Source organism: Micromonospora sp. PRAS1 (genome assembly GCF_059553435.1).
Genome location: NZ_JCANNB010000010.1, coordinates 107,560 through 129,596 on the forward strand (window position 1 = coordinate 107,560; position 22,037 = coordinate 129,596).

The window sequence follows — 22,037 nt, forward strand, 5'->3', positions numbered from 1 at the left end:
AAGGGTCGGCGTGCCTTGCCGGTTGCGCAGCTCGCTCCCGAGGCTCGGTCGATGGCGCTGTATGGGATGGCGGCGATCGATCGTGATGGTCGGCTGGCCGAAGCGGTGGTCATCCCGGCGCTGGGGTGGCTATCGGGTACCCGGGTGGATATTCGGGTGCGCGGTGGTCTGGTGCTGGTGACCGCCGATCCGCACGCTGCGTTCCGGGTGACTCGGCCTGGTCAGGTTCGGTTGCCGGCGACGGTCCGACACTGGTGTGGGCTCACCGCCGGCAGTCGGGTTCTGCTGGTCGCTGACCCGGCCATCGGGCGGCTTGTGGTCCATCCGCCGGCCGCTGTCCACGCGATGATCAGCGAATCGCAGGCAGCTGCGTTGGACGGTGAGGTTGTATGACCACGCAGCCATCTTCGAGTCGGCCGAGCCAGGCTGACCTGGACGCGGCGATGCTGCTGCTCTCGCGGCTCGGTATCTCACCGGGCGACCTGCAACAGAGCGCCTCTGCCGGTCCGCCGGCACCGACGTTCGCCGAGTACATCCCCGTGGTGTCGGAGGCCGTCAGCGCCGGTACCCGCCGGGTTTACGCCTCCTACTGGAACCGGGTTTTGAAGGAGTGGGGCCATCGCCGGTTGGACGAGCCTGATCCGACCGAGATCAAGCGTCTTGCCGAGCATGTGAAGGCGCATGTCGTCACGCGTCGCAACGCCCGTGGTGGTCGCAGCGCGGCGGAGCACCTGATCGCGGCTCTGCGGTGTCTCTACAACCATGCCGTCGCTGACGGTCATCTCGCCGAGGCGGACAACCCGGCCCGTAAGGTTGCCAAGCCACGGCGTCTGCCCAGCACCCGCCGTGCGGTGCCGGACACTCGGCTCGCTGAGATCAATCAGGTCGCCGCCACGACCGGCGATGACCCTGCTCTGGACTGCCTGCTGTTGCGGCTGCACACGGAGACAGCCTGTCGTCGGGGCGGAGCGCTGGCGCTGCGGCCAGCGGATCTTGACCCGGACCAGTGCCTGATCATGCTGCACGAGAAGGGTGAGACGGTGCGCTGGCAGCCGGTGTCGCCTACCTTGATGCGGCATCTGCAACAGCACGTGGAGGAGCGGCCGGCCACGCCGACAACGCTGTCGTTGCGTTACCGCAACGGTAAGCCGATCACGTATCGCCGCTACGATCATCTGTGGGAGCGCATCGGCAGGCACTTGCCCTGGGTGGCGGCCCAGCAGATCAGCACCCACTGGCTACGCCACACCACCTTGACCTGGGTGGAGCGGAACTTCAGCTACGCCGTCGCTCGCGCGTTCGCCGGCCACAACGACAGTGGGGGAGAGGCCGGTACCACCACCACGTACGTTCGAGCGACTCTGCAGGAGATCGCCGCCGCCCTGTCGGTTCTGACTGGTGAGGCACATCCGCTCGCGTGACGAACACGCGAGAGCGAACCTGGTTCGGGGTGTCGGGTGCGCTACCGGAGAACGCACCCGACACCCCCTGTTCAGCCGGGCCGCTGAGCGGTGAGTGGGCTGAAGGTCCCTCCGGACCGTCCCGCCGGGCTGTCAAGATCCGATGCTGGCTGAGCCAGGGGGTGCGGTTCGCCGGTGAGCGCTGCCAGGGCGCGAGCGACTTCGTACACGTCCGCCCGCACGTAGGTCGACGTCGTACCCGCATCGCCTTTCCCGTCATGGCCGGCGAACGCCCGGGCGACGGCGTACCCGAAGTTCCGTTCGACCCAGGTCAAGGTGGTGTGACGTAGCCAGTGCGCGGTGATCTGCTGGGTCGCCACCCAGGGCAGGTGACGGCCCAGCCGCTGGAACAGATGATCGTAGCGGCGGCTGGTGATCGGGTTGCCGTTGCGGTAGCGCAGCAACTGTCCCTTTCGGTCACCATCGCCCCGCTCTTCGACGTGTAGCAGAAGGTGCCGCACCAGGCTCGGCGATATCGGTTGCCAGCGGACGGTCTCCCCCTTCTCGCGGAGCCTGACGAGGCACTGCACCGCATCCAGGTCGCACGGGCGCAGCACGAGTGCGCCACCTCGACGACACGCCGTCTCGGCGTGCAGCCTGAGAATCAACGCGTCCAGATCCGGATCGTTGCCGGTCGTCCCGGCGACCGTGAAAAGCTGCGCCAACTGCTTGTCAGGCAGGGCACGCCTGGTGCTCGCCAGCCGCCGCGGCTTGGCGACCCGGATCGCCGGATTATCGGCTTCGTCCATCAGACGATCGGCCACGGCGTACTTGTAGAGGCAGCGTAGTGCCGAGATCAGGTGCTCGGAGGCCGTACGGCCGCCACGGGAGTTGCTTCTGACGATCGCCCCGGTCTTCATCCGCTCGGCCAGATGCTTGATCTCCAACGGGGTCGGCTCGTTCAGCCGACGGTCCCCCCACACCTCGCGTACGCGTCGCCAGTAGGAGTCGTAGACCCGACGTGTTCCCGGAGTCACGGCATCCGCGACGCGGTCGATGTACTGGGCGAACGTCGGCATCGGTCGCTCCTGGTTGGCAACGACATCGCCGGCGGCAAGCAGTTGCTCCGGCGTGACGCCCAGGCTGGCCAGGAGAAGACGGGCAGCCTCCAGTTCCGTTCTCGGTACGCGATCAGTGGCGGTCACAGTCGCGCTCCGAGATGGTAGGCAAGGACCATCGCCTCGAGTGCGGCTGGCGGATACGCGAGCAGGAAGGAACGGCTCCGGCACGCGGCAAGGAGCAGACGGTCACCTGCCGTCAGGCGGGCAACATGGCGTACCGAGGCGGGCAGCCGGAGGTACCCCTGCCGGTCGAGGGTGTGCGAGCTGCCCGGCTGCGGCATGACCACAAGGGCGTCATGCATCGTGGAGACGGTGATGCCCAGCTTGGGACGCCACCGCAACGCCAGCACCGCGGACCGGGTCGTGAGCCGACCATCGGCATCGATCGCAGCCATCGAGAAGTGCACCGTGCCGCTTGCCGACTGCCTACGCAGGGCCGGCATGGGCAGCCCACGGCCGAGCGCCGCCGGCGCCGGATTGTCGGTGTGTAACGCCGACCAGAGTCGGTCGAGGTACGAATCCTGGTCATCTGCGCTGGCCGCACCTGCTGAGAGAGCAGGAGAACGCTCAGGAATGGACATGGCTCCCCATCCGTGGCTCGGGGAGGGGTGCGCTTCGCGAACTACTGCTCCGGTCCGGCGGTGAGCCACAATCCACGTCGCGCAATTCCTCCGGCTGTTCGACGCAGCATTTCGGTGCGACGTCGTCGGCAGCGCTGCCGAAGCGCTACTGGTAGCGGAGTTCTTTACTGCGACCGTGTCGCTCGCGACGTCCCGGGCTTCGACTGTGGGGGCACGGCGGCAGGTCGAACTCCAGCCCGGTCGGCCGAGGCGTACGCCGCGATGCTGCGTAGACGCTCCGCGGCATGGTGCGCGGCCTGAGCCTGGTGGAGCCGGCCCTGGGCCTCGCGGAGGGTGGCGAGATTGTCCGCGATCATCGACATCCGTAGTACCAGCTGTAGGGCGGCGGTGGTGTCGTCGGCGCGGCTGAGCCGGCCGACCGCTGAGATGAGCCGGGCCGTGGACCTGAGCTGGCCGGTCGCCAGGTGCAGGCGCCGGGGGCGGTGTTGGCGTGGCTCCCGGGCGGCACGGTCGAAGGTCTCCGAGGCCTCGGTGAGGGGTCCGCCGTTGCGGCCCTCCGAGACCCGCGCGGTGGCGGCTAGGACGTCGGCTGCGGCTTCGGCGAGGGAGGCGATGTCGTCCTCGTCGGTGGGCCGGGCACCGCCGAGGTGACGGGCACCGGCGTCGACGGCTGCTGTCGCCTGGCGAAAGGCGTTCGCCCGGTGCTGGGCCTGCTGCCTGCTGCTGGGCGGGGTCGCGTTCGGGGCTGATCCCCAGCGTCGTCGGAGCTTGGGAAGGGTGAGGTCCGGGGCGAGTCGGCCACCGCCGTACCAGATGGTGTTGCCCTTGCTGGTGGTGTGATCGGGGAGGCCGACGGCGTAGCCGGTGACCTGCTCCGGGTGAATGGTGCTGTGGCGGAGTCGTACGAGGACACCGGCGGCCTGGAGCCGGTCGATGAAGTCGCTTTCGTCGGTGGCTGCGGCCGCGGCCGCGCGTACCTCGCGGCGAAGCCGGTCCCGGGGAATCTCTGGGCGGCCTTGACGGCGGGTCTTGTTCTGCTCCGCAGCGGTGGGCCGGCGGTGGCTGGTGCGATCGACCGGGCCGACCTGGTGAAGACCGTAGCGTTGTTCGAGGTCGCGGGCAGCGGCTTGGGCTTTGAGGCGTTCGTTCCAGGCCCAGACGGTTTCGCCGTCCTGCCGGACGAGAGTGGCCACGATATGGATGTGATCGGGGGCGTGGCGGACCGCTACCCAGCGCACTGCGTCCGGGTCGCCGTGCGGAGCGATGCCGACGGCGGCGACCATCTCGGCGGCGATGTGCGCCCACTGACTGTCGCTGAGGATCCGGTCGGTGCTGTGGTTGCGGACCGAGGCGTGCCAGACGAACTTCTGCGGAGGGTTCCTGCCGGCGTGGACGGGCTGTTCGAGCAGGTGAGTCAAGTTACGAACATCGTGGCGGCCGGATGAACGCAGTGGGGGTGCGAGGGTGGACAGTTGGTCCGGTCCGGACCAGGCGGCGACGAGGCGGGGGTTGACGTGTTCCTCGTTCTTGCCGGGACCGAACAGGTAGCGGAGCAGGCCGCTGACATTCGTGCCGCGGGGATGGATGGCGGGGATCAGCGCAGCCGCCGGTGAATGTCGGCTACGACGGCGTCGAGGCTGTCGATCGCCCGTTCGCACCGTGTGACGGCGTGGGCGAGCCACACCGGCGCCTCGCTGGTGGCGTTGAGTGCTGCGGTCGCCTGGTTGAGGTTGGTGCCAGTGCGCACGATCGCGGTGCGGGCGGCGAACAGTTCGCGCTGTACGGCGGCCAGCTCAGCTCGGGTGACACCGGTGCCGACGATCAGGCTGCCGGGGGCAGTGGTGCCCCTGGCTGCGGCAAGCGCGGCGTCGGCGCAGAAGCCGGTCGGGGTCAGGCCAGCGCGGGCAGCTGCGGTGACGATGTCGCGGTGCTCGGCTTCATCGAGCCGAAGGTTGATCCGGCGCTGCCGGCCGGGGAACTGATGACGTCGATCGGCGCCCCGGCGGCTCGGTGCGCCTGAGGCAGTCGATCGCGTCTGGAAGTTCATCGCTCGCCGTCTCCACTCGCCGGTCCCGGTGTTGGGCCGAACCTGCGGCGACGGGGTTGCCGGAAGCGCTACGGGTAGCGGATTATGGCAGCAGTAGGGGGTCAGCTCTTCTGGGTTCACCCCCGTCTAAGGGACGTCTCGTAACTGGGTGAAGGCGTTGCCCGGCACCGGACCGGTGGTCAGCCGGCGAGGATGATGTTGTGGAGGTTGGCGATGCCAGAAGCGGCATCGGTCAATGTGTGGGCGGCGCGGCGGTAGTCGCGCAGGATCTTGAAGCACTTCATCCTGGCCAGGGCATGTTCGACCCCGGCTCGAACGGTGCGGTGCTCGACGTTCAAGGCCTCCTTCCACTCCGGCAGCAAGCCGCCGTCGGTGGGCTTGCGGTACGGCATGATCACCTCCGGGTTGCCGCGGTAGCCGCCGTCGGCCATGACCGGCCTGCCTGCGAGTTTCTGGTCGATGCCCGAGGTGCGGTAGACGATGGTGTCGTTGCGGTTGCCGGGTTGTGGGTCGCCGACGGCGATGACCAGTCGGGTGCTGGCGTCGATGGCGACCTGCAGGTTCGTGGAGTAGCGGTAGTTCTTGCTCCGGGCGGCCAGGCGGTGATCGCGGGTGGGGATGAGCGTCCCGTCGACGATCGCAATCTGCTCGACCGGCCGTTTGCGCACCGGCGCCAGGGCCAGCAGCGGCGCGAGGGTGTCGATGACCCGGTGCGCGGCGGAGTGCGACACCCCGAACAGCGGGCCGATCTGCCGCATCGTCAGATTCGTCCGCCAGTACGCCGCGACCAGCAGCACCCGGTCGGCGAGGCCCAGGGCCCACTGCCGGCCCGGCCGGCCGTCGGCGATGCCGTCACCGCCACGCTCGGCGACCAGTCGGACCAGCGTGCGGAACTGGGCGGGCTGCAACCCGGTGAACGGAAAGATCCACTCCGGGCGGGCTGCCGTGATCACCTGCACCTGGGCATCCTGCCCGATCATCCTTAAGGGACAGATGCCAGGGTTACGAGACGTCCCTTAGTGCCCACGCTGGGTAATGGATCTCTGTTGCCGGATGTGTCGATCGCGCTCGGTCGACACATCCGGTAACCGGTACTACAACTTGCTCGAGCCAGTGCGGATTTCATCGGACGAAGCATTCGCCATCGTGGCCATCCCACAACCAGCATCGAAGGAAGAGTGCACCTCCTCCTTGATTGATCAAGCTCTTGAGCTGCCACTCCTGGCGTTACCGCAGAAAGTCAACGGCGTCTCCCGGGCAGCGCGCTTGCCTTGGCTCACCTGCCGCCTGGCAAGGCGTCCGCGGCGTCCGGCTCGCTGCCGTCTGATTTTCGCAGCACCTTGTCCCTGATGTCTTTCAGGCCGGGCACGACCTTTTCGTCCAGCAGCTTCTTGGCGCGGGGAGCCGCCTTGTAAATTCCATAGGCCGAACCCGCCAGAACGAGAAGGCCAGCAGCTGCGACAGCAATCCTTTTTGCGTTACCTGCTTGAGCCGCGGCATTATCGGTGACGGTATCCGCGTTGGCGGAGATATCGTCGGCGAGCGTCGCGGCTGCTCGCTTCGCCGCCCTCCCTGCGGAGACCGCCTCCTGAGCCTTGCGCTTGAGGTCGTCAGTGACGTTCAGTTCGTCAACGAGCGCGTCATCCCAGCTCGTGGTCGTCCAGTCCCGGTTGTACCAGGGGGAGCCGCCAGGACCGCGGTGATGATCCTTCTCGAACGCGTACTTCGTTCCTTTTTCGGTGACCTGCCAGGCGCCCGGACCGCCTTCCAGGTAGCCCAGTTCTTTTAGGATCACATTCATTACCTGGTCGCTCACTCCGAAGCGCTGCCCCAGGATTCTGGCGGATTCTCTCACGTGTGACGACTTTACTCGCGGTGCTCAATACGGGCCGGTGACGCCACGCTGCAGACGGGTGACCTCTTCCGCGCACTCCCGTCATCGCCGAGTACGCGCACGTCGTCGAGCCGCGGCCGTCAGCGGCGCAACCGGACCAACCGATGAACGCCCCGCAGACAACACCCGCCCCCGCTACCTGGCGACCACAGCTCTGGCAACGCCCCTGGCTGTCGGCTGGAACACTCGCACCAAACGAACCGCGAGGCGGCCAGCGAAGTAATCTCAGCAACTTTGCGGTAGGTATTTGTACTCGAAGTGGGTCAGGTGTAGGGCTGCGGCGACGATGTCGCCGATGCGGCGTGGGCTGACGGTCGTGTGGCGTAGCGTCTCCATCGTCCGATCAGGATCGCGAAGCCGCGTTTTCCTTGCCAGCGCAGGTCGCGCAGGAGTCGGTTGTAGGCGCGGTTGTCGGGTGCGAGCCGGGGGCCGTCGACGGGTTGCTTGATCGGGGTCTTGATGCCGTGGCCTGCGCTTTCGTAGCCGGAGTCGGCGAGTGTGGGCAGGTTGGGTTCGGCGGCGGCCCAGTTCAGGGCAGCGGTTATCCCAAGCCCGCGGGCGCAACTGGTGTCGTGCAGATGTTCGGGCAGCGCCGCCGATATCCAGATCGGCAGCCCGTCCGGGCGCATGACTGCTTGGATGTTCGCGCCGAAGTCGCGGTGCTTACCGGAGAACCAGGCGTCGATCACCTCGCCCTTGACCGACAGGGTCGTCTCGGCCAGCCGGTCGCAGTCGAACAGTTTCCCGTCGAGCATCACATGCGACCAGCCCTCGTCGGCGGCCCGACGCAGCGCGGTGTGCAGGTCGACCGCCTGGGCTGCGAGCACCGCGATGCCTTCGTCGCGGTAGCGGTACGCGGTCGCCCTGGAGATACCGAACCCGGCTGCCAACGCGGTCATGTCCTCGGCCTTGCGGAACCACACCAGCACCAACAACGCCTGGTAGAAGCAGGTCAACGCCCGGGTGTCACGACGAGTGCCCCGAGCCCGACGCTCAGCGGCGAGAAGCCGGCCGAGGTACTGCACGAGTTCCCCTGGGACGTCGAGCAGGCACGATAGGCAATCACGTGGAGCCCTCTCGAAGACATGGATCTGTCGCAGGAACCCTGTCTATCGATGGCTCCACGCCTGTGTCCACTGCCGCCCGACTCGACACCTTCGCCCGTGTCGCACCAATCAACCCTTATGCGTTGCTGGGATCACCTAAGTAGACCGCTGACGTTCATACCTGCGTTCCAGTCCAGCCGTGCCTAGCGAGGAGGGTCCTGCCCATCAAGATTTTTTGCAGTCTGCCCTTGTCTACGCGGCTTAGAAGTAGAGGACTATTTTCCAACCGCCGTCAGGAGCCGGATCATGAGAGAGTACGACCGCCGTAACGCGCCAGCGTCGCCGTCTGAAGGTTGTCCTTGCAACTTGCGGCCCCAGTTGATGCTCTCCGTACGCGATACCTTGGTACTCATCCTGGCCATGACCACCGGCGTGGCAGCAGGCGTCTTGGCACAGTTGGCGGGTCAGGACGCCGCCGCGGCCGTCATGATGGGTGCCAGCGCGGCTGGTGCCGCGGTACTGTTGTTCGACAAGGTGGTCGGCGAATGACTCAGGATGCTGCAGACGAAGCAGACGGCTGCGCAGCTTCGGTCGATGGATTAATTGACGCCTTGTGCGCCGATCGGCCGATGCTCCATTTAGCCTGCCACGGCAGCAGCCACCTTACGAACGCGTCGGAGCTGCTGTTAGCGGCGGGCGAGCCAATGTCGCTCGACTACCTCAACAGCGCTATTAAAGGCGCCTCCCTGGTCCTTCTCTCGGCCTGCACTTCGGCGATTGCAGACGATTCAGAGGAGCTCAGCCTGCCGACGGCGTTGCTCGTCGCTGGTGCCCGATCGGTCGTGACCGACAAGGGCGACGTCCTCGACCTGCTCGTCCGCGAGGACACCGGCGACGTGGCACGGGCGAGTTGGCGGAACGACCAGCAGCATGGCCTCGCGGGCGTCTTCACCGGCGTGCTCAGCGCATCACTGGGCTACTGGTCCGAACTCGCTGATCCGAGCCGCTTGCTGGCCAGCGTTGCGTCGCGGCAAGGCTTCAGCGATGCGACCCGCAACAGCGCTGCAGCAGCCGCACAGCGTGTCACGCACGCCGCCTACGAGGTGCGGCGATCACTGGTCAACGACGAGCCGCATATCAGCCATGCCATGACCGACCGGTTTGCCCGTGACGTGCTCGGTTTCCGCTGGGTCACCCCTGATCTCATCGAGGCCGTCGAGGCTGCACTGCTGCACGCTCAGCTGGACGACCTGCCAAACAGCGATGCCGACGCGGTTCAGCAACTGCGTAATGTCACCGTCCAGCAGCATCGCTGCCATCGTCCGCTGACGGAGACGCAGCTGCGGGGCGCACCCGTCGCTTCTCTGGACCAGCCAGTCAATGTTGGCGGGGGTGGGCAAGAGGGGACGCTCCGTGACTCGGTACCCGGTGTACCCCCGCTCGACAACGGAGTTCTTGCCGACTTCGGCCCGTTGGTTCGGCGCGTCTTGGACTGGTTGCAGCCGGCCGAACGTCAGGTTGTGCTCGCCTACGCGGGCTTTGCCGATGGCTGGATCGATGCAGCCCAGATGTGCGGCCAACCCCCAAAGTTCGGCGTACGAGTACAACGCAAGTTCCGGCGGGTCGGCCTTCAGCTCAACGAACGCATCATTGCCGCCGGGCGTATGGACCAAGGTGGTTACGAACCGTAGTCGTCCTTCAATCCTGGGTCGGCCAGCGCCCTCAAACGAATTCGCAACCCTGCCGGTTGCCGCTTGAGTGCCCGTTCGCAGTAGAGAGCGGATGTGGGCTGGCCACGCAGGGGAAATGCAGGATCATTAAAAGCGCGAGTGACGGGCAGCGGACATCAGTCGTGACTGCTTCCTTGGCCAGTGTCGGCTGAACGCCGTGAAATCGCGCTGCTCGTGCCGCATCCATTGGCGTGCGCCGCGAACGGGTGTCGCTACCACCCACCGCACGTCATCGCCGCCAATTGCCAGACGAGGGAGATGTCCGTGACTGCTCAGGGCAAGAAGACTACCTCCAGGCTGGAGTCTGAACATCGGATTCTCATCACCAACGAACCCGCGAAGGCGTCGACCCGTAGTCAGGGGGCCTGGCATCTGAGTCGGGGGCAGCCCTTCATCCCCGCGCCGCCAGCGGTACCGCGATCCGGGGCGGAGTCCGAGCGCGAAGGTGATCAAGGTTGACCGGACCCGTGCCAGGTGAAGGTGGCGGCTGGAATCCAGCGCGCAACGTGCTGCCCACCTTCCAGTCCGCGACCTACATCATCCTGACCAGCCTGCGTCCGGACTCTGGGCTGATGATCGGCAGCGTACGAGCAGTCACCCGCGCCGAGTCCGCCCGCCGCCTGTATGGCGCCGGCAGCCGTGACGCCCTCGTCGCGGTGTATGTCCGGATAGCTGATGCGCTGATGCTCGTCGAGGTGGAAGTCACCGAGCTGCCGAGCGCCGGAGACGTCAGGCGCTACCTGATCCGTACGTGGCTTCACGAGCAACTGCTCGGGCAGTGTGAATTGGCCGTCCACCTGGATCGACAGTAGGAGTGCTGGCTCGCGCGAGCATCGCCGCGCGGGCCAGCACCTGGACTCCAGGCCGCTACAACCAGAGCCCTGCGACCACCAGGCGGTCGACATGAACAGCGTAGCGGCGACACTGCTCATGCCGTCGCCTCCGCAACGTAGCCCGATTCCGTCGTTCATCGCACTGCCTGGCTGACCACACTCAAGTCCAGTTGCCAACGGGGAGCAGCGTGTCGCTGTACCGGTCGCTGCTCGCGTCGTCACGATGCGATCCCTCGTAGAGGGCGATTAAGGCCCGAGCCGTCACCGGATCGTCGCTGCGATCGCCACCAGGTTGTGATCCGCCCTCGAAGCGAACCAGCTCCGCTTTTCGATCGCAGACTTCCACTCGATTCATATGCGGTATGATTAAAGCTTGCGATGGGGCATGTCATCGCCCAACGCGTTGCTCCAATTCGTTGCTGCTCGGATCCGCGTCGATCTGCTGGATGGCGGGCCCGGCAGGGCGTACGTCGGGCATTGGTGGGTGGCCGGTAGGGCGGAGGGGAACCGACCAACGTACATCAGACGCGTTACCCGTAGCGCTGCCGACAACCCGTAGCGCTCACGCTGGGCCGGGTCACGAACCGACGGCGGGGTTCGACCGGCCCCCGACAGAGGTAGCGGTCCCGGCCGGTGGAAGCGACCCGCCGGCCAGGACCTAGACCGGACAACGGAGGTCCGATCCATGACCGACCTTAAAGCCCGTACGTCGAGGCTGACAGCCGGGCATCGTCTGCGCGAAGGCCAGGTGGCGGTATGAACACTGACCTGACCGGGTTGGCTCATGCCGATCGCCGGGTGGCGCGTGAGTTGGCGTCCGCCGAGCGGGCGCGCCTGGCCAGCCAGCAACGTATCGCCGACGAGGACGCGGCGGTGGAGCGGCGGCTGCGCCTGGAGGAAGGGCGCCTGCGCCTGAATGATCAGAGCGACCGGAACCGGGCCGCCCGCGCCGAGCGCCGCCGTCAGGAGCGGGCGGCGCGACGTGAGGAAAGGCAGCAACGGCGTCGGGCCCGCCGGCAGGAGACGGCGCAGTGGTACGCGCGGCGCGTCGCGTACGTGCGATCCAACGCTGCGGCGGTGTACTCCGGGCTGATTTACGGCATGGCTGTTTCGGGTGCCGTGTATGGCCAGGTCGACGCGGCGCGGGCCAACGGTCTGCCCACGTCGATCGGTGTGGTGGCGGCGATCGCGATTGAGGGGACGGGCCTGGCCATGGCCCTGACTGCCCAGCAGCAACGGCTTGCTGGTGAACGCGCGCTCGCGGCGCGGGCGCTGATCTGGATCTGCACGGCTGCCGCCGTGGCGATCAACGCCATCGGTCACCACGCCGACCCCGTCAAGGCTGTCGGGCTGTCGTTCCTGTCGGCGCTCGGGATCATCGTGTACGAGGTCCGTAGCGGTGCCAAGCACCGACCGGCGCTCCGAGACCGAGGCGTGATCCCGCAGCCACCGGAGCGGTTCGGCTGGCGACGCTGGCTGGTTGCTCCGTACTCCACAGGCGAAGCGTGGAAGCTGGATGTTCTCGACCGGCTCAGCCCCGGCGCGGCAGCTCTGGTGGCCCGTGCCGGAACCGCCCGGGCCGAACGCCGTCGTCGGGCCGCTGCGGATCAGGAACAGCGGCGTCGACAGGCCACCACGGCGAAGGTCAGCAAGCAGGCGAGGAAGGCGGCGCGCAGGGCCGCCCGGGCCGGTGAGAGCGGGCCGGCGCTTGTGGCGCTGCTGCATCTCGCGCAGACCGGTACGGCGAGGCCGACACCGGCGCTGCCGTCGCCAGCGCACAAGGAAGAGGAAGCGGCCCGGGAAGAGGCCCGCGTCGCCCGCGCCGCAGTGGTGGAGGCGGAAGCACGGGCAGCAGCCGAAGCGGCCAGTCGCGTGGAGGCGGAAGCGGAGACACGTGCCGCCCGTGCGGAAGCTTGCGCGGACGCGGCCCGACGGGCGGAAGCGGTTGCGGAGGCGGATCGGGCCGTTCGCCGGGCTGAGCATGAGACGGCCCGGCGGGCGGAAGCCGAGCAGGCCGTTCAGCTGGCGCGAGCGGAAGCGGATCGTGCGATCCGGGCTCAGGGGCAGGCGGAAGCGGAAGCCCAGGAATGGCGACGACGCGTTGCCCTGGCCGAGTCCGACGCATCGGCCTTGCGTCGTCAGGCCGCCGAGCTGGCGCGGCATCGCCAGAAGCTCGAAGTCCAAATGGCGACCGTCCAGCGCGCGCTCGCCGACGAACAGCAGCGCCGCGAGAGTGTGGAGGAGCAACTCCGGCAACTGTTGGAGCAGGTGGCGGTGCCACGTCGTCGGCGGAGGACGACAGCCAGTGAGATGGGGGAGCGGTTGACGTTCGGCGGGGAACCGCTGCCAGAGGTGGATCGGGTCAGCCCGACCACGGTTCTGGCGGTGCTTGAAGCCCAGCGTGACCACCCGGACGCGAAGCAGAAGGACCTTGCCGCACTGGCGGGTGTCACCGACCGCACTGTCCGGGCAGTCCTGTCCACCGCGGCGCGGAGACAACCCGCCCCGGTCAGCTCCTGACCCAACAGCATCTGAACGGCCACGCCTCCCGGTTGCCAAGAGCACCGGGAGGCGTTGGCATATCCAACCTGCCGCCACCGGCGACGCGACGACCGCAAATCACGCCATGCGACCGCGCTGTCGGTACAGTGATCTTCGCTCGATGCCGGTCGACTGCGAAGTAGGAAGCGGAAGCGGCAGCATCGGGGCGTTGAGCGGAACCGGAAAAGCCGGCGAGCGCTGAGGAACTGCACCGGTACGGGATGGCTGGAGGGATCGTGGAGATACGGGTGGTCGACGGCCGCCCCTGCACGAACCGTCCCGGCGCCGCCGAGTATCTGGACCGCAGCCTGCAGACCATCAACCTGGTCGCCTCGCCGAAGCAGCGCCCCATCACCGGTTGGCCGCCAGCTGTCGAGACAATGGATGGTCGGGAGTGGTACGCGCTCGACGACCTGGACGCCTTCAACGTCTCGTACTTCCTGGCCAAGCAGAACGCCCGCCGGGCTCGCGTCCACCAGATCACGCTCGATGGCGATCCAGACGAGCTGATCGTCGCGAAGGACTTCCGTACCCTCATCCGCGTCACGCACGGCTCATGGTCCAAGTACGTGGAGAAGAGCACTCCCGCCTGGGCCGAGAATCGGGACGGGTACCTGCCCAAGCCCGATCGCGAGGAGCCCGGCCGCCGCGGAACGCTCCGCTACTGGAAACGACACCGGGTCGAGACGTGGATCAACAACCGCAGCGGCTCGGCGTCGAGCCCCGGTCGGCCCCGGCGCGATGCACCCCGTAGCAGGGGCGCCGAGAGCGCCGGGTAGCTCCGACGACAACCGGCCACCGGCACCGTGGCTGTCGCCGCCGACCGACCAGGACGGCACCCGACAGCAGCGGGAGGACCTGACCATGACGACCACTGCCGCAAGCCCCACCGGGCACCAGGTTTGGATGGAACAGGCGGTACGTGCCCTCGGCATGACCACCGACGTCGAAACCGCCGGGGAGATCCTCGGTATCGGCCGAACCAAGGCGTACGAGCTGGCGAAAAAGGACGAGTTCCCGGTAAAGATCCTGCGGATCGGCCGCCGCTATCTGGTGAGCGTGCCGGCCCTGCTCAAGCTGCTCGGCGTCGACTGAGGTGTGTCCTGGCGATCTTGCGGAAGCTGCGTACGGGTGCGATGTGACGGTGACCGCCAAACGGGGTTATCGCTCTTCCGCATCTACTTGGTCGTCATCGCCGTCATCGGCTGGCTGTCATGATCACTCGGATGCGTCATCTGGCATCACCAGCTCATCCAGTCCATCGATCACTCGAACGTCGAGATCCCAACGTCCGGCGAGATCAGTGATCGTCGCGTACTCCTCGCCTGTCAGCCGCACTCGGTAGTCGAGGACGTTGACGCAGAGCGTGTCGAGCCCGAGCTGCTCCTCGCCCGCCATCACATCCACCAGTGAGTCCGCGAGCCGTGGATCCAGGGGTGCACCCATCTCGGCCTCGGCCTGTGCATTCGCCCGTCCCGACAGTGCTTCGACCAGGCGCTTGAAGCGACGGCGATCCTCGGTCCAGTACACGACCGAAGCATGTCATGGCCGGAACTGCTGGCCCATGATCGACCCGAGCTGCAATGCCAGGTGGTGAAGCGCGGGTGGACTCTCCATCCATACCCGTAGCGCTCCGGACAACCCTCGGCCGCCACCGTACCCGGCATGCAACCTGAGCATCAGGATCCCTGGGGCGAAGGCAACCAGCGTGTGATGGAACGACTGATGGCCCTCGGTGTACTCGTCGAGGCTGGATCGCGGCTGGCTGCCGAGAACGCCCGTCGCAAGGCCAACGATGCAGAGCAGCAGCTGCGTGAGCAAGCCCGCCACGATCAGGCCGAGCAGCGTGAACAGCGGAAAGCCGAACGGCTGGCCCGGGCTGCGGCGTCCCGACGAAGGCGAGCGTGGGCTCGCTTCGTCTCCCACGACGGGCGGCTCCGTGATCATTTCGCGAGCCTGCCCTTCCAGGAGGTGGCGCGGCACTGGGGTCAGGCGGTGCGCCACGCCGATACGGACCGCACCGCCGCCACGGTGCTGGCCGCAGCCGAAGACGAGCTGCGTCGCCGGGCACCGAGTCTGATCGACTTCTACCTACAGGGGCGTGACGACGGCCTGAGCCGCGAGGAGGCGATGGCCAACGCCGCCCGTTACGTCTGGACAGGGCAGGGTCCTGCCCGGCAACATCCCGGGCGGCCTGCCAGCGCTGGAGTGCTTACCCAGGTCGGCGAGGAACTCGATCGAGAAATCGCCAGGGTCGCCGGCACGCTGGACCCGGTCGGCCGAGCTCGACTGCTGCGTAACCTCGAAGACGGTGGCTGGTCCGCACCGTCCCTCGCCTACATCGAGAGCCTCCTCGACCGGGCCGAAGCCGAGCAGCGCAACGCCGCCACCATGGCCGGTGCGCCCGATGACCCGGCCACCGCCGTCGACGAGCACCAGCGCGCCCGCAGCCACGCCGCTGCCGCATCCGGGCGCGCAAGCGATGCCGCAGCGGACGCTGCCGCGATGGCCACCGCTGAGCGGTCAGCCGATCCGCCACGGCTGGCCGCCGAGTCCTTCGCCACGCCTGCACAGCAGGCACTCACCGCCCACCCCACCGCGATGTCGGCCCGCGCCGCAACCGCCCACCCCACCCAGAGGAGGACCCGGTGACCAGCCGCGATGAGGACCTGGCGGGAGTGGTCGCCGGGTTGCAGGAGCAGGTCGCTGAACTCATGCGACGCGTGGACGACCAGACACCGGCCGTCATCGGGCCCCCGCCGGCGTTGAGGTTCCCGACCGTCGAAGCCTGGGTGACCGGCCTGTTCCTGCCGATGTTCGGGTGGCGCGTCGACGGGCAACGCTGGCACTGGTGCCCACAGTGGTGGCGCCACGCCGAGGCGATCTGGCGACTGGAACTGCTCTGGCGTTCCTGGGAGGCCAACCGCCTCGTGGCGACCGGCATGTCGGGCTGGTCGATCGAGGCCGACCGGCACATCCACGAACTGCTGGGCAGCGGCGGCCCGTTCCAACAGTGCCGGCCCGCCGCCGACGACCGCTCCGCCCGCCACACCGAACTCGCGCCTGCGACCGCCGAACCTGCTCCTGAAGGCTGGTGGGACTGATGCGTCCCCACAGGTTGGTTATCCACAGGTGCTCGCCCGCGTCATGGCCGCGCGCCGACCTGGTCGAAAGAATTTCCCGATGAACTACCTCAGCGCTCTGTATCAGGCAACTACCCGCATCGAGCATCAGGGGGTCGAGGACGAGACCGAGGCGCAGGCCAGTCTCAGGCTGGCCTGCCTGGCATTCGAAGCGCCGATTCCGGAGGGACGGGAATGGGCGTTGCTGGCATCGGAGCTCCTTACAGCGCTTGACGAGCTGTATCCGGACCCGGTGCCAATCGCAATCGTCGACGTGCAACCCTCACTCGCCTCGCGCCAGGTGCACGAGGCATTGTTTCGCCTGGTCCTGGCCCTTGCGGCCGGCTACGAACGCGCAGGTGGGCAGCTCGGAATCCCAGCCCGGCGCCGCTTCGCGTACGCCGCGACAGCGAACCGACTCCGCGCCGCGGTCAAGGCCCTGGAATGAGCTACGGGGACTGGCTGCAGCGCGCGTACGACAATCTGGCCCAGGCGCAGGTACGGCTGGGCTCCGATCCGGCCCCGACGCTCGACGACGTCAGCGCGACCCTCGCGGCGCGCCAACGCGTGTACGCGGGTGTGGCCAGGCTGATCGAGCTTGTGCTCGGCGATCGGCCAGCCCGCTCTGACATCGACCGCAACACGGTGGACCACGCGCTCGAGATCGACGGCGGAGACCACGCGACCCGCCTGTACCTCGGAATCACTGCTGCCGCTCGCGCCCCCGTACCGGGCGAGGCCGGTACGGAGCCGATCGGCCGGGTGGGACGTCACCTCGACGCAGCCGCGAAGGCGGTGTCCGCGGCAGGGGACATCCTCGCCAGCCACGCACCACCGCGACGCACCGCCCTGACTCCCGAGGGAGTCGCGATCCGTGCCGGGGCCGGCCGGAAGGCCGCCCTCGCCGACATTGCCGCCCTGACCCGCGAACTGCTGTCGGTGGACGCCAACCTGCCCGAGTGGATGCGTCGCAGCCACCGCCTCACCGCCGACACGCACGCCACGGCCATGGACGAAATTGGCTGGGCCAGCCGCAGTCGGCTCGAGGACATCGCGGGTGAGGTACATCGAGCGGCATCGGGCGCACCACCCTTGCTCCGTACGCTCGATGTTCCGCCCCTGGTCGGGCGGCAGCGACCGATCAGAACCGGCGTCGAGGCGTACCGTTCCTTGCTTGCGCTGCGCGACTGGATGCACCGCAACCCTGCGGAGGTTCGCGCCGCGCACTTGACCAGGGCGACTCGTCTTGGACTCATCATCAGCACCCTGGCGACACCTGAGGCCGCCGGAGCGGACTGGCGCGCCTGGAATGCCGCCGCACAGGCCGCCGGCAAGCTGCACGGCGTTCCACCGCAGGGACCAGGGGCCGAGATCGTCGATGATCTTGACCTGCTCGCGCAGTGGATCCGTCCCGGACCACCACGTCCAACGCAGATCAGCAACGGACCCCGTAGCGCAACGATCGACAAGATAGCAGCCACGCTGCCGTCGCTCGCCGACGTGTTGGCCACCGCGACCCTGAAAGCGGCGGGCCAGGGGAACCTGTTCGTCCTCGGACCCAGAGAACTCGAACCCTTTCCTCGCAACGGGGTGTTCTACGCCGTCGCCCGCTGGTGCGTTGCCCGCCCAGACGACGAGCAAATCCAGGGACTGAAGGCGAGACTCTTCGCGGCCAGCGCTCCCGCACTCCGCTCGTCGTATCTACCACGTGCAGCGCCGCGCCTGGCAAAGCTCGCCTTCCCGGCACCGGCGCAATCATCTGAGATTGTGCGCGATCGATCGGATCAGCAGCCATGGCGGTACTCCGGTCCTCAGGAAGCTCGCCACCGGCATCATAGTTAGGCCCAGTCGTCTCGTGAGACAGATAGCTCTCATCAGAATGTGGGTCCTTTTCGCGCCATCAGGAAAATTATCTGATGCAATGTAATATTGCGATATGTATCGGTGCCGGAACGCGGGACTACGCGGGTGCTGGCAGCGGGTGCCCGATCTCCAGTTCGTGCTCTTCGAGGCTTCGCAGGATGAGGGTCTCGTCCTGGCACTGGTTGAGCAGAAAAAGCTCGCGGGTCTGGCATCGCGGGCACAGGCTGACCGCCGCCAGCGGCCACAGATCGACGGGGTCACCACCGGCGCCGTTGACATAGATCCGGTTCGGTCGCAGTGGCGAGAGGCTGGGCCGGTCGAAGGGTTCCCAGCTGGGGTGGCTGCCCCTCAGCGTCAGCCCGACGATTCGGTACGAGGAGTCGTCGAGGTATTCACAGCGTTCCACCCAGTCCCAGGGGTTGGCGGCGAGCCAGTTGGCCGTCGTGAGCGCCGAGATGATGTGAGGTTCGAGCGTCTCCACGTCCTTCTCGATCTCATGGTGAGCGCGGACGCCGTGCGAGTGGTGGGTGCGGTTGCGGACCTGCTTGATCGCGGCCAGCACGTTGCGGACGCCACCCACGTCACGGAGCCGGCCGAGGTCGGTGAGCAGCGGCGTGACGGCACTGTCGGCGAACCGGCCGATTAGCGTCGTCCAGGTACCAAAGGTGGCGCCGGTTCGCAGCTGGCTGCGCAGCGCGGCGGTGAACCCGCCCTGGTCGGCGATCAACTCGCCCAGCGCGAGGATGCCGAGCACGCGGGCGATGCCTTCGCCGAGTTTGAGGAGGCCGTCCTGCTGTTCCGCTGGATGGGTGCTGATCCGGTATCGCCGGGCGAGGGACGCAATGTGAAACGGATAGGTCCATTCGGCTCGCCCGACCGGATCCTCGACCGGCCGCATCAGGTCGGCGACGAGCGCGGCCTCGGAGGCAGCCGACCGGATCTCGTCGCGGAGCCGATGGATGTCCGTCTGGCCTGCGCTGAATACGTTCGGCAGGGTGTTCGAGGCTGCCGCCTGGATCCTGCGCCGGCTTTCCTGCACCGCCTCGAGGTGGTGCTCGATCTCTCCGTCGAACAGGTCGACGGGTACCTGGATGTCCATCAGCTTGCGGCTGGTCATCCGTAAGGCGGCGGGCGAGTCCTCCGGGCGCGAGTTCAGCCATTCGCACAGCAAGCGGCCGCGTCCTTCGGCGGGATGGAGCACGAACATCGAGGTGACGGCCTCGCCGAAGTTCGGTGGGAGCAGCCGCCAGTTGCCGGGCCAGCCGACCAGGTCACCATCGCGACACACGGTCATCTGCAGGCGGGACTCCGGCGCCTCCGGTAGGGCCGCAGCAGACTCGACGTCGTGCAGGTCTCTGGCGCTCAGCTGCCGCCAGCTGTTGCCCTCGCCGACTACCCGCACCCTGGCTGTCTCCCGTCGTGCAAACCGCTTGAGCGAGTCGAAGTTCGCGTTGATGCGGGCGACAAAGAAGAGGGTCGGCGAGATCTCGTAGCCGAACCGGGTCTTGGCGGGGTTGATCCACGCGTCGGGGTCCGTCGGCCAGGCCTCGTCGCGCAGATGGTCGTGTGGATCGCGGTGGGCCGGGAGGTCGACCGTTGTGCTCAATGCCGGGTCCGCCTCGATGTCCCGACCGTTCTTCTGGATTTCCCCGGCCGGGTCCGGTACCCGCAGGAGTTGGCTCACCGCGTTCTGAAAACTCGCCGTCGTCGGCCACGTCTCGCCGGCGTTCCGCACCGCCGCGCACAGTGCGCCAAGGGCCTTCTTCCTCGTGGCCCATGAGGACCCCGTCAGCTGACGCAGCGGCTCGGCGAGGGTCTCCCGGCCGAACACGTTCCGGAACGGAGCCTCGGTGACCAAACGGCGGGCGCTCGGCTCGGTCAGGTCGAACCGGGCTCGGAGTGGGCGGTCGATGACGACCCGGCGGACGGCGAACTCCTCGGTTCGGAGCAGCCGCACGCGGGCGTTCCAAGGATGCTGAGGGTTGCGGGTTACGGCGGGCGCGTGCTGGTACGCGTCGGTGACGGCGACGATGTGGTCCGGCGCTAGGTATCGGCGTTTCCTGCCACGCGACTGGCGCATCTGCTGCCACTCGTCGCGGGCGTTCACCAGCACGACCCTTCCGCGGCGCTCTTCGTCTTTGCGATTAGTCAGGATCCAGTAGTACGGCTCGATTGCCGTGTGGTAGAGCAGCTGCTCCGGTAGCGCAACGATGCCCTCGAGCAGGTCGTTCTCGAGGATCCATCGGCGGATCTCCGACTCACCCGACCCGGGGCCACCCACGTCCAGCGGCGATCCGCTGAACAGGATGCCGAGGCGGCTTCCGCCGTCCTCCGGCCGCTTCATCTTCGCGACCATGTGCTGCAGGAATAACAACGATCCGTCGCTGATGCGAGGCAGTCCCGCTCCGAAGCGGCCGCTGGATCTGAGCATCTCGGCCTCGTGTTTCACGACGTCTTGGACGTTCCGCCAGTCCAGGCCGAACGGCGGAGCCGAGATCAGGTAGTCGAACACCTCGTCGGGAAAAGCGTCCTGGCTCAACGAGTTGCCGTGCACGAACCGTCCGCCGCCGTCACCCCGCATCAGCATGTTCGACCGGCAGATTGCGTACGTCCGTGCGTTGATCTCCTGACCGAAGATCTCGACGGCGGCGGACGGATTGCGCACCTCAATCTGCCGCCGCGTCTCCAGCAGGGCTCCCCCGATACCGCACGCGGGGTCGTGAACGGTCCGTCGGCCGGTGCCCTTGTCCTGCGGCACCAGCAACTCCACCATGACCCGCACGACGTCCTGGGGTGTGAAGTTCTCGCCGGAAGCGTCGTAGTTCGCCGCGGTGAAAACCTGCACGAGTTCCTCGAAGACGGCACCCATCCGGCGGTCGCTCACCGCCTGCGGCCCCAAATCGATGTCGGTGAACCGGGATACCACCGGATACAGCAACCGAGCCCTGTCCAGGCGGCTGATCTGCCGGTCGAAGTCGTAAGCCCGCAGCACTTCGGCGATGAGGTCCGAGTACCCGCCGATGTGGTACCGGAGGTTTCTGGCAACCTCCATCGGATCCGACGCCACCGACTGGAAACTCAGCTGACTCGTGTTGTAGAAAGGCAAGCCTGTGGTCTCGCACAGCACGGCATCGAGGTCGGTGAAGCCCTCCGCACGAAGCTGACCGAAACGGTGAACCACCTCCTCCTTCGTCGGCTGCAGCAGCAGGTCGAGACGGCGCAGCAGGGTAAACGGCTCGACCACGCTGGCGTACTCGGATGGCCGGTAGGCACCGCGCAGCAGGTCGCCGATCGACCAGATCAGCGCGCTTAGATCCTTGGCCTCGCTGCTCACGAACTTCCCCCGCCCCTTGACGTGCCGAAGCTATCGATCATTCCAGCTTGTCTTTTGCCAACGAAGTCTGCCGTCGGCCGCTTTGCTGATCGTCTGGGAAGACATGAGCACGAACTTTCTCCGTCAATGGCTTGCTGACTGGCACCTCAGGACGCCTGTCCAGGCGTTGTTACTCGCTGGTGACGTCCGCCAGCTTTCGGCTTCGCCAGCTCAGCCGCGCCCATCCAAGTCAGTCATGCACGGTCAGATCGCAAGAACCGTCTGGGCTAGTGCGGCGTTATGATCGGACGCCCACTCATCGGAGCCAGAGCCGTGAGCGCTGGCTACGTCCCGGAGGCCATGTACGCGGCGAGGATGTAGTTGGGGTGCCGATCCAGGTTCTTGCGGGCTCGGTCGTACCGCACCGTAGTTCGGGGGTCGGTGTGACGGGCGGCGATCTGCACGTCGGGAGGCTGACGCCGGCGTTGAGCATGGTCGTCATGATCGTGTGGCGCGGCATGTGGGTACATCCTTGGCATCCGGACC

General features: G+C 67.2%; 22 protein-coding genes. 12 read left to right on the forward strand and 10 right to left on the reverse strand.

Going from position 1 to position 22,037, the window contains the following annotated elements:
- Positions 1–15 precede the first annotated feature (15 nt).
- Both AC507J_RS12290 and AC507J_RS12295 read left to right on the forward strand, forming a co-directional pair.
- A complete protein-coding gene (locus AC507J_RS12290) occupies positions 16–393 on the forward strand; it encodes an AbrB/MazE/SpoVT family DNA-binding domain-containing protein (RefSeq protein ID WP_496289254.1) in 378 nt (125 codons plus the stop codon).
- Positions 390–1,421: a tyrosine-type recombinase/integrase gene (locus AC507J_RS12295; RefSeq protein WP_496289255.1), complete on the forward strand. Its 1,032-nt coding sequence runs from the start codon at positions 390–392 to the stop codon at positions 1,419–1,421. The genes AC507J_RS12290 and AC507J_RS12295 overlap by 4 nt, the downstream gene beginning before the upstream one ends.
- A gap of 71 nt (positions 1,422–1,492) precedes the next feature.
- Here the strand turns inward: AC507J_RS12295 and AC507J_RS12300 are convergent, their stop codons facing one another.
- From AC507J_RS12300 to AC507J_RS12330, 7 genes are all read right to left on the reverse strand, one after another.
- Complete coding sequence (locus tag AC507J_RS12300) at positions 1,493–2,605, reverse strand: tyrosine-type recombinase/integrase (protein WP_496289256.1); 1,113 nt, start codon at positions 2,603–2,605, stop codon at positions 1,493–1,495.
- Positions 2,602–2,916, reverse strand: a complete 315-nt coding sequence (locus AC507J_RS12305) for a hypothetical protein (protein ID WP_496289257.1) — start codon at positions 2,914–2,916, stop codon at positions 2,602–2,604. The genes AC507J_RS12300 and AC507J_RS12305 overlap by 4 nt, the downstream gene beginning before the upstream one ends.
- A 350-nt stretch (positions 2,917–3,266) precedes the next feature.
- On the reverse strand, positions 3,267–4,520 hold the full coding sequence (locus tag AC507J_RS12310) for a relaxase/mobilization nuclease domain-containing protein (protein WP_496289258.1): 1,254 nt from the start codon (positions 4,518–4,520) through the stop codon (positions 3,267–3,269).
- 176 nt (positions 4,521–4,696) lie between these two features.
- Positions 4,697–5,149 carry a hypothetical protein gene (locus AC507J_RS12315; protein ID WP_496289259.1) on the reverse strand — a complete coding sequence of 151 codons (453 nt, stop codon included), beginning with the start codon at positions 5,147–5,149 and terminating at the stop codon, positions 4,697–4,699.
- 179 nt (positions 5,150–5,328) lie between these two features.
- Positions 5,329–6,108, reverse strand: coding sequence for a transposase family protein (locus AC507J_RS12320; protein ID WP_341720025.1), 780 nt, complete (start codon positions 6,106–6,108; stop codon positions 5,329–5,331).
- 317 nt (positions 6,109–6,425) lie between these two features.
- Positions 6,426–7,004 (reverse strand): hypothetical protein, encoded by a 579-nt coding sequence (locus tag AC507J_RS12325; protein ID WP_496289260.1) that lies wholly within the window; start codon positions 7,002–7,004, stop codon positions 6,426–6,428.
- 302 nt (positions 7,005–7,306) lie between these two features.
- The gene (locus AC507J_RS12330) at positions 7,307–7,999 is read right to left on the reverse strand and encodes a transposase family protein (protein WP_496289261.1); all 693 of its coding nucleotides are present in this window, start codon (positions 7,997–7,999) and stop codon (positions 7,307–7,309) included.
- Positions 8,000–8,395: 396 nt separating this feature from the next.
- Here AC507J_RS12330 and AC507J_RS12335 point away from each other — a divergent pair, with 396 nt between their 5' ends.
- From AC507J_RS12335 to AC507J_RS12360, 6 genes are all read left to right on the forward strand, one after another.
- The gene (locus tag AC507J_RS12335) at positions 8,396–8,638 is read left to right on the forward strand and encodes a hypothetical protein (protein WP_496289262.1); all 243 of its coding nucleotides are present in this window, start codon (positions 8,396–8,398) and stop codon (positions 8,636–8,638) included.
- Complete coding sequence (locus tag AC507J_RS12340) at positions 8,635–9,780, forward strand: CHAT domain-containing protein (protein WP_496289263.1); 1,146 nt, start codon at positions 8,635–8,637, stop codon at positions 9,778–9,780. The genes AC507J_RS12335 and AC507J_RS12340 overlap by 4 nt, the downstream gene beginning before the upstream one ends.
- A gap of 494 nt (positions 9,781–10,274) precedes the next feature.
- Positions 10,275–10,631, forward strand: coding sequence for a hypothetical protein (locus tag AC507J_RS12345; protein ID WP_496289264.1), 357 nt, complete (start codon positions 10,275–10,277; stop codon positions 10,629–10,631).
- A gap of 777 nt (positions 10,632–11,408) precedes the next feature.
- Positions 11,409–13,172 (forward strand): DUF2637 domain-containing protein, encoded by a 1,764-nt coding sequence (locus tag AC507J_RS12350; RefSeq protein ID WP_496289265.1) that lies wholly within the window; start codon positions 11,409–11,411, stop codon positions 13,170–13,172.
- 257 nt (positions 13,173–13,429) lie between these two features.
- Complete coding sequence (locus tag AC507J_RS12355) at positions 13,430–13,972, forward strand: hypothetical protein (protein WP_496289266.1); 543 nt, start codon at positions 13,430–13,432, stop codon at positions 13,970–13,972.
- A gap of 85 nt (positions 13,973–14,057) precedes the next feature.
- Positions 14,058–14,288: a helix-turn-helix domain-containing protein gene (locus AC507J_RS12360; RefSeq protein ID WP_496289267.1), complete on the forward strand. Its 231-nt coding sequence runs from the start codon at positions 14,058–14,060 to the stop codon at positions 14,286–14,288.
- Between the two features lie 123 nt (positions 14,289–14,411).
- On the opposite strand, the gene AC507J_RS12365 is transcribed toward AC507J_RS12360, so the two are convergent.
- Both AC507J_RS12365 and AC507J_RS12370 read right to left on the reverse strand, forming a co-directional pair.
- On the reverse strand, positions 14,412–14,723 hold the full coding sequence (locus tag AC507J_RS12365) for a hypothetical protein (RefSeq protein ID WP_496289268.1): 312 nt from the start codon (positions 14,721–14,723) through the stop codon (positions 14,412–14,414).
- A gap of 12 nt (positions 14,724–14,735) precedes the next feature.
- On the reverse strand, positions 14,736–15,140 hold the full coding sequence (locus tag AC507J_RS12370) for a hypothetical protein (protein ID WP_496289269.1): 405 nt from the start codon (positions 15,138–15,140) through the stop codon (positions 14,736–14,738).
- A gap of 48 nt (positions 15,141–15,188) precedes the next feature.
- On the opposite strand from AC507J_RS12370, the gene AC507J_RS12375 reads away from it, so the two are divergent.
- The 4 genes from AC507J_RS12375 to AC507J_RS12390 all read left to right on the forward strand — a co-directional run bounded on the left by AC507J_RS12375 (position 15,189) and on the right by AC507J_RS12390 (position 18,157).
- Positions 15,189–15,845 (forward strand): hypothetical protein, encoded by a 657-nt coding sequence (locus tag AC507J_RS12375; protein WP_496289270.1) that lies wholly within the window; start codon positions 15,189–15,191, stop codon positions 15,843–15,845.
- Positions 15,842–16,297 (forward strand): DUF4913 domain-containing protein, encoded by a 456-nt coding sequence (locus tag AC507J_RS12380; protein WP_496289271.1) that lies wholly within the window; start codon positions 15,842–15,844, stop codon positions 16,295–16,297. The genes AC507J_RS12375 and AC507J_RS12380 overlap by 4 nt, the downstream gene beginning before the upstream one ends.
- A gap of 79 nt (positions 16,298–16,376) precedes the next feature.
- Positions 16,377–16,763, forward strand: a complete 387-nt coding sequence (locus tag AC507J_RS12385) for a hypothetical protein (protein WP_496289272.1) — start codon at positions 16,377–16,379, stop codon at positions 16,761–16,763.
- Entirely contained in the window at positions 16,760–18,157 is a 1,398-nt protein-coding gene (locus AC507J_RS12390) for a hypothetical protein (protein WP_496289273.1), read from the forward strand. The genes AC507J_RS12385 and AC507J_RS12390 overlap by 4 nt, the downstream gene beginning before the upstream one ends.
- A 118-nt stretch (positions 18,158–18,275) precedes the next feature.
- Here AC507J_RS12390 and AC507J_RS12395 read toward each other — a convergent pair whose 3' ends face one another.
- Entirely contained in the window at positions 18,276–21,512 is a 3,237-nt protein-coding gene (locus AC507J_RS12395; RefSeq protein ID WP_496289274.1) for a class I SAM-dependent DNA methyltransferase, read from the reverse strand.
- Positions 21,513–22,037 lie beyond the last annotated feature (525 nt).

Coding starts and splice junctions, on each gene's coding strand:
- AC507J_RS12295 (WP_496289255.1), top strand. CDS start 390: ATGACCACGCAGCCATCTTCGAGTCGGCCGAGCCAGGCTGACCTGGAC.
- AC507J_RS12305 (WP_496289257.1), bottom strand. CDS start 2,916: ATGGCTGCGATCGATGCCGATGGTCGGCTCACGACCCGGTCCGCGGTG.
- AC507J_RS12315 (WP_496289259.1), bottom strand. CDS start 5,149: ATGAACTTCCAGACGCGATCGACTGCCTCAGGCGCACCGAGCCGCCGG.
- AC507J_RS12335 (WP_496289262.1), top strand. CDS start 8,396: ATGAGAGAGTACGACCGCCGTAACGCGCCAGCGTCGCCGTCTGAAGGT.
- AC507J_RS12340 (WP_496289263.1), top strand. CDS start 8,635: ATGACTCAGGATGCTGCAGACGAAGCAGACGGCTGCGCAGCTTCGGTC.
- AC507J_RS12350 (WP_496289265.1), top strand. CDS start 11,409: ATGAACACTGACCTGACCGGGTTGGCTCATGCCGATCGCCGGGTGGCG.
- AC507J_RS12360 (WP_496289267.1), top strand. CDS start 14,058: ATGACGACCACTGCCGCAAGCCCCACCGGGCACCAGGTTTGGATGGAA.
- AC507J_RS12370 (WP_496289269.1), bottom strand. CDS start 15,140: ATGATCACGGAGCCGCCCGTCGTGGGAGACGAAGCGAGCCCACGCTCG.
- AC507J_RS12385 (WP_496289272.1), top strand. CDS start 16,377: ATGAACTACCTCAGCGCTCTGTATCAGGCAACTACCCGCATCGAGCAT.
- AC507J_RS12390 (WP_496289273.1), top strand. CDS start 16,760: ATGAGCTACGGGGACTGGCTGCAGCGCGCGTACGACAATCTGGCCCAG.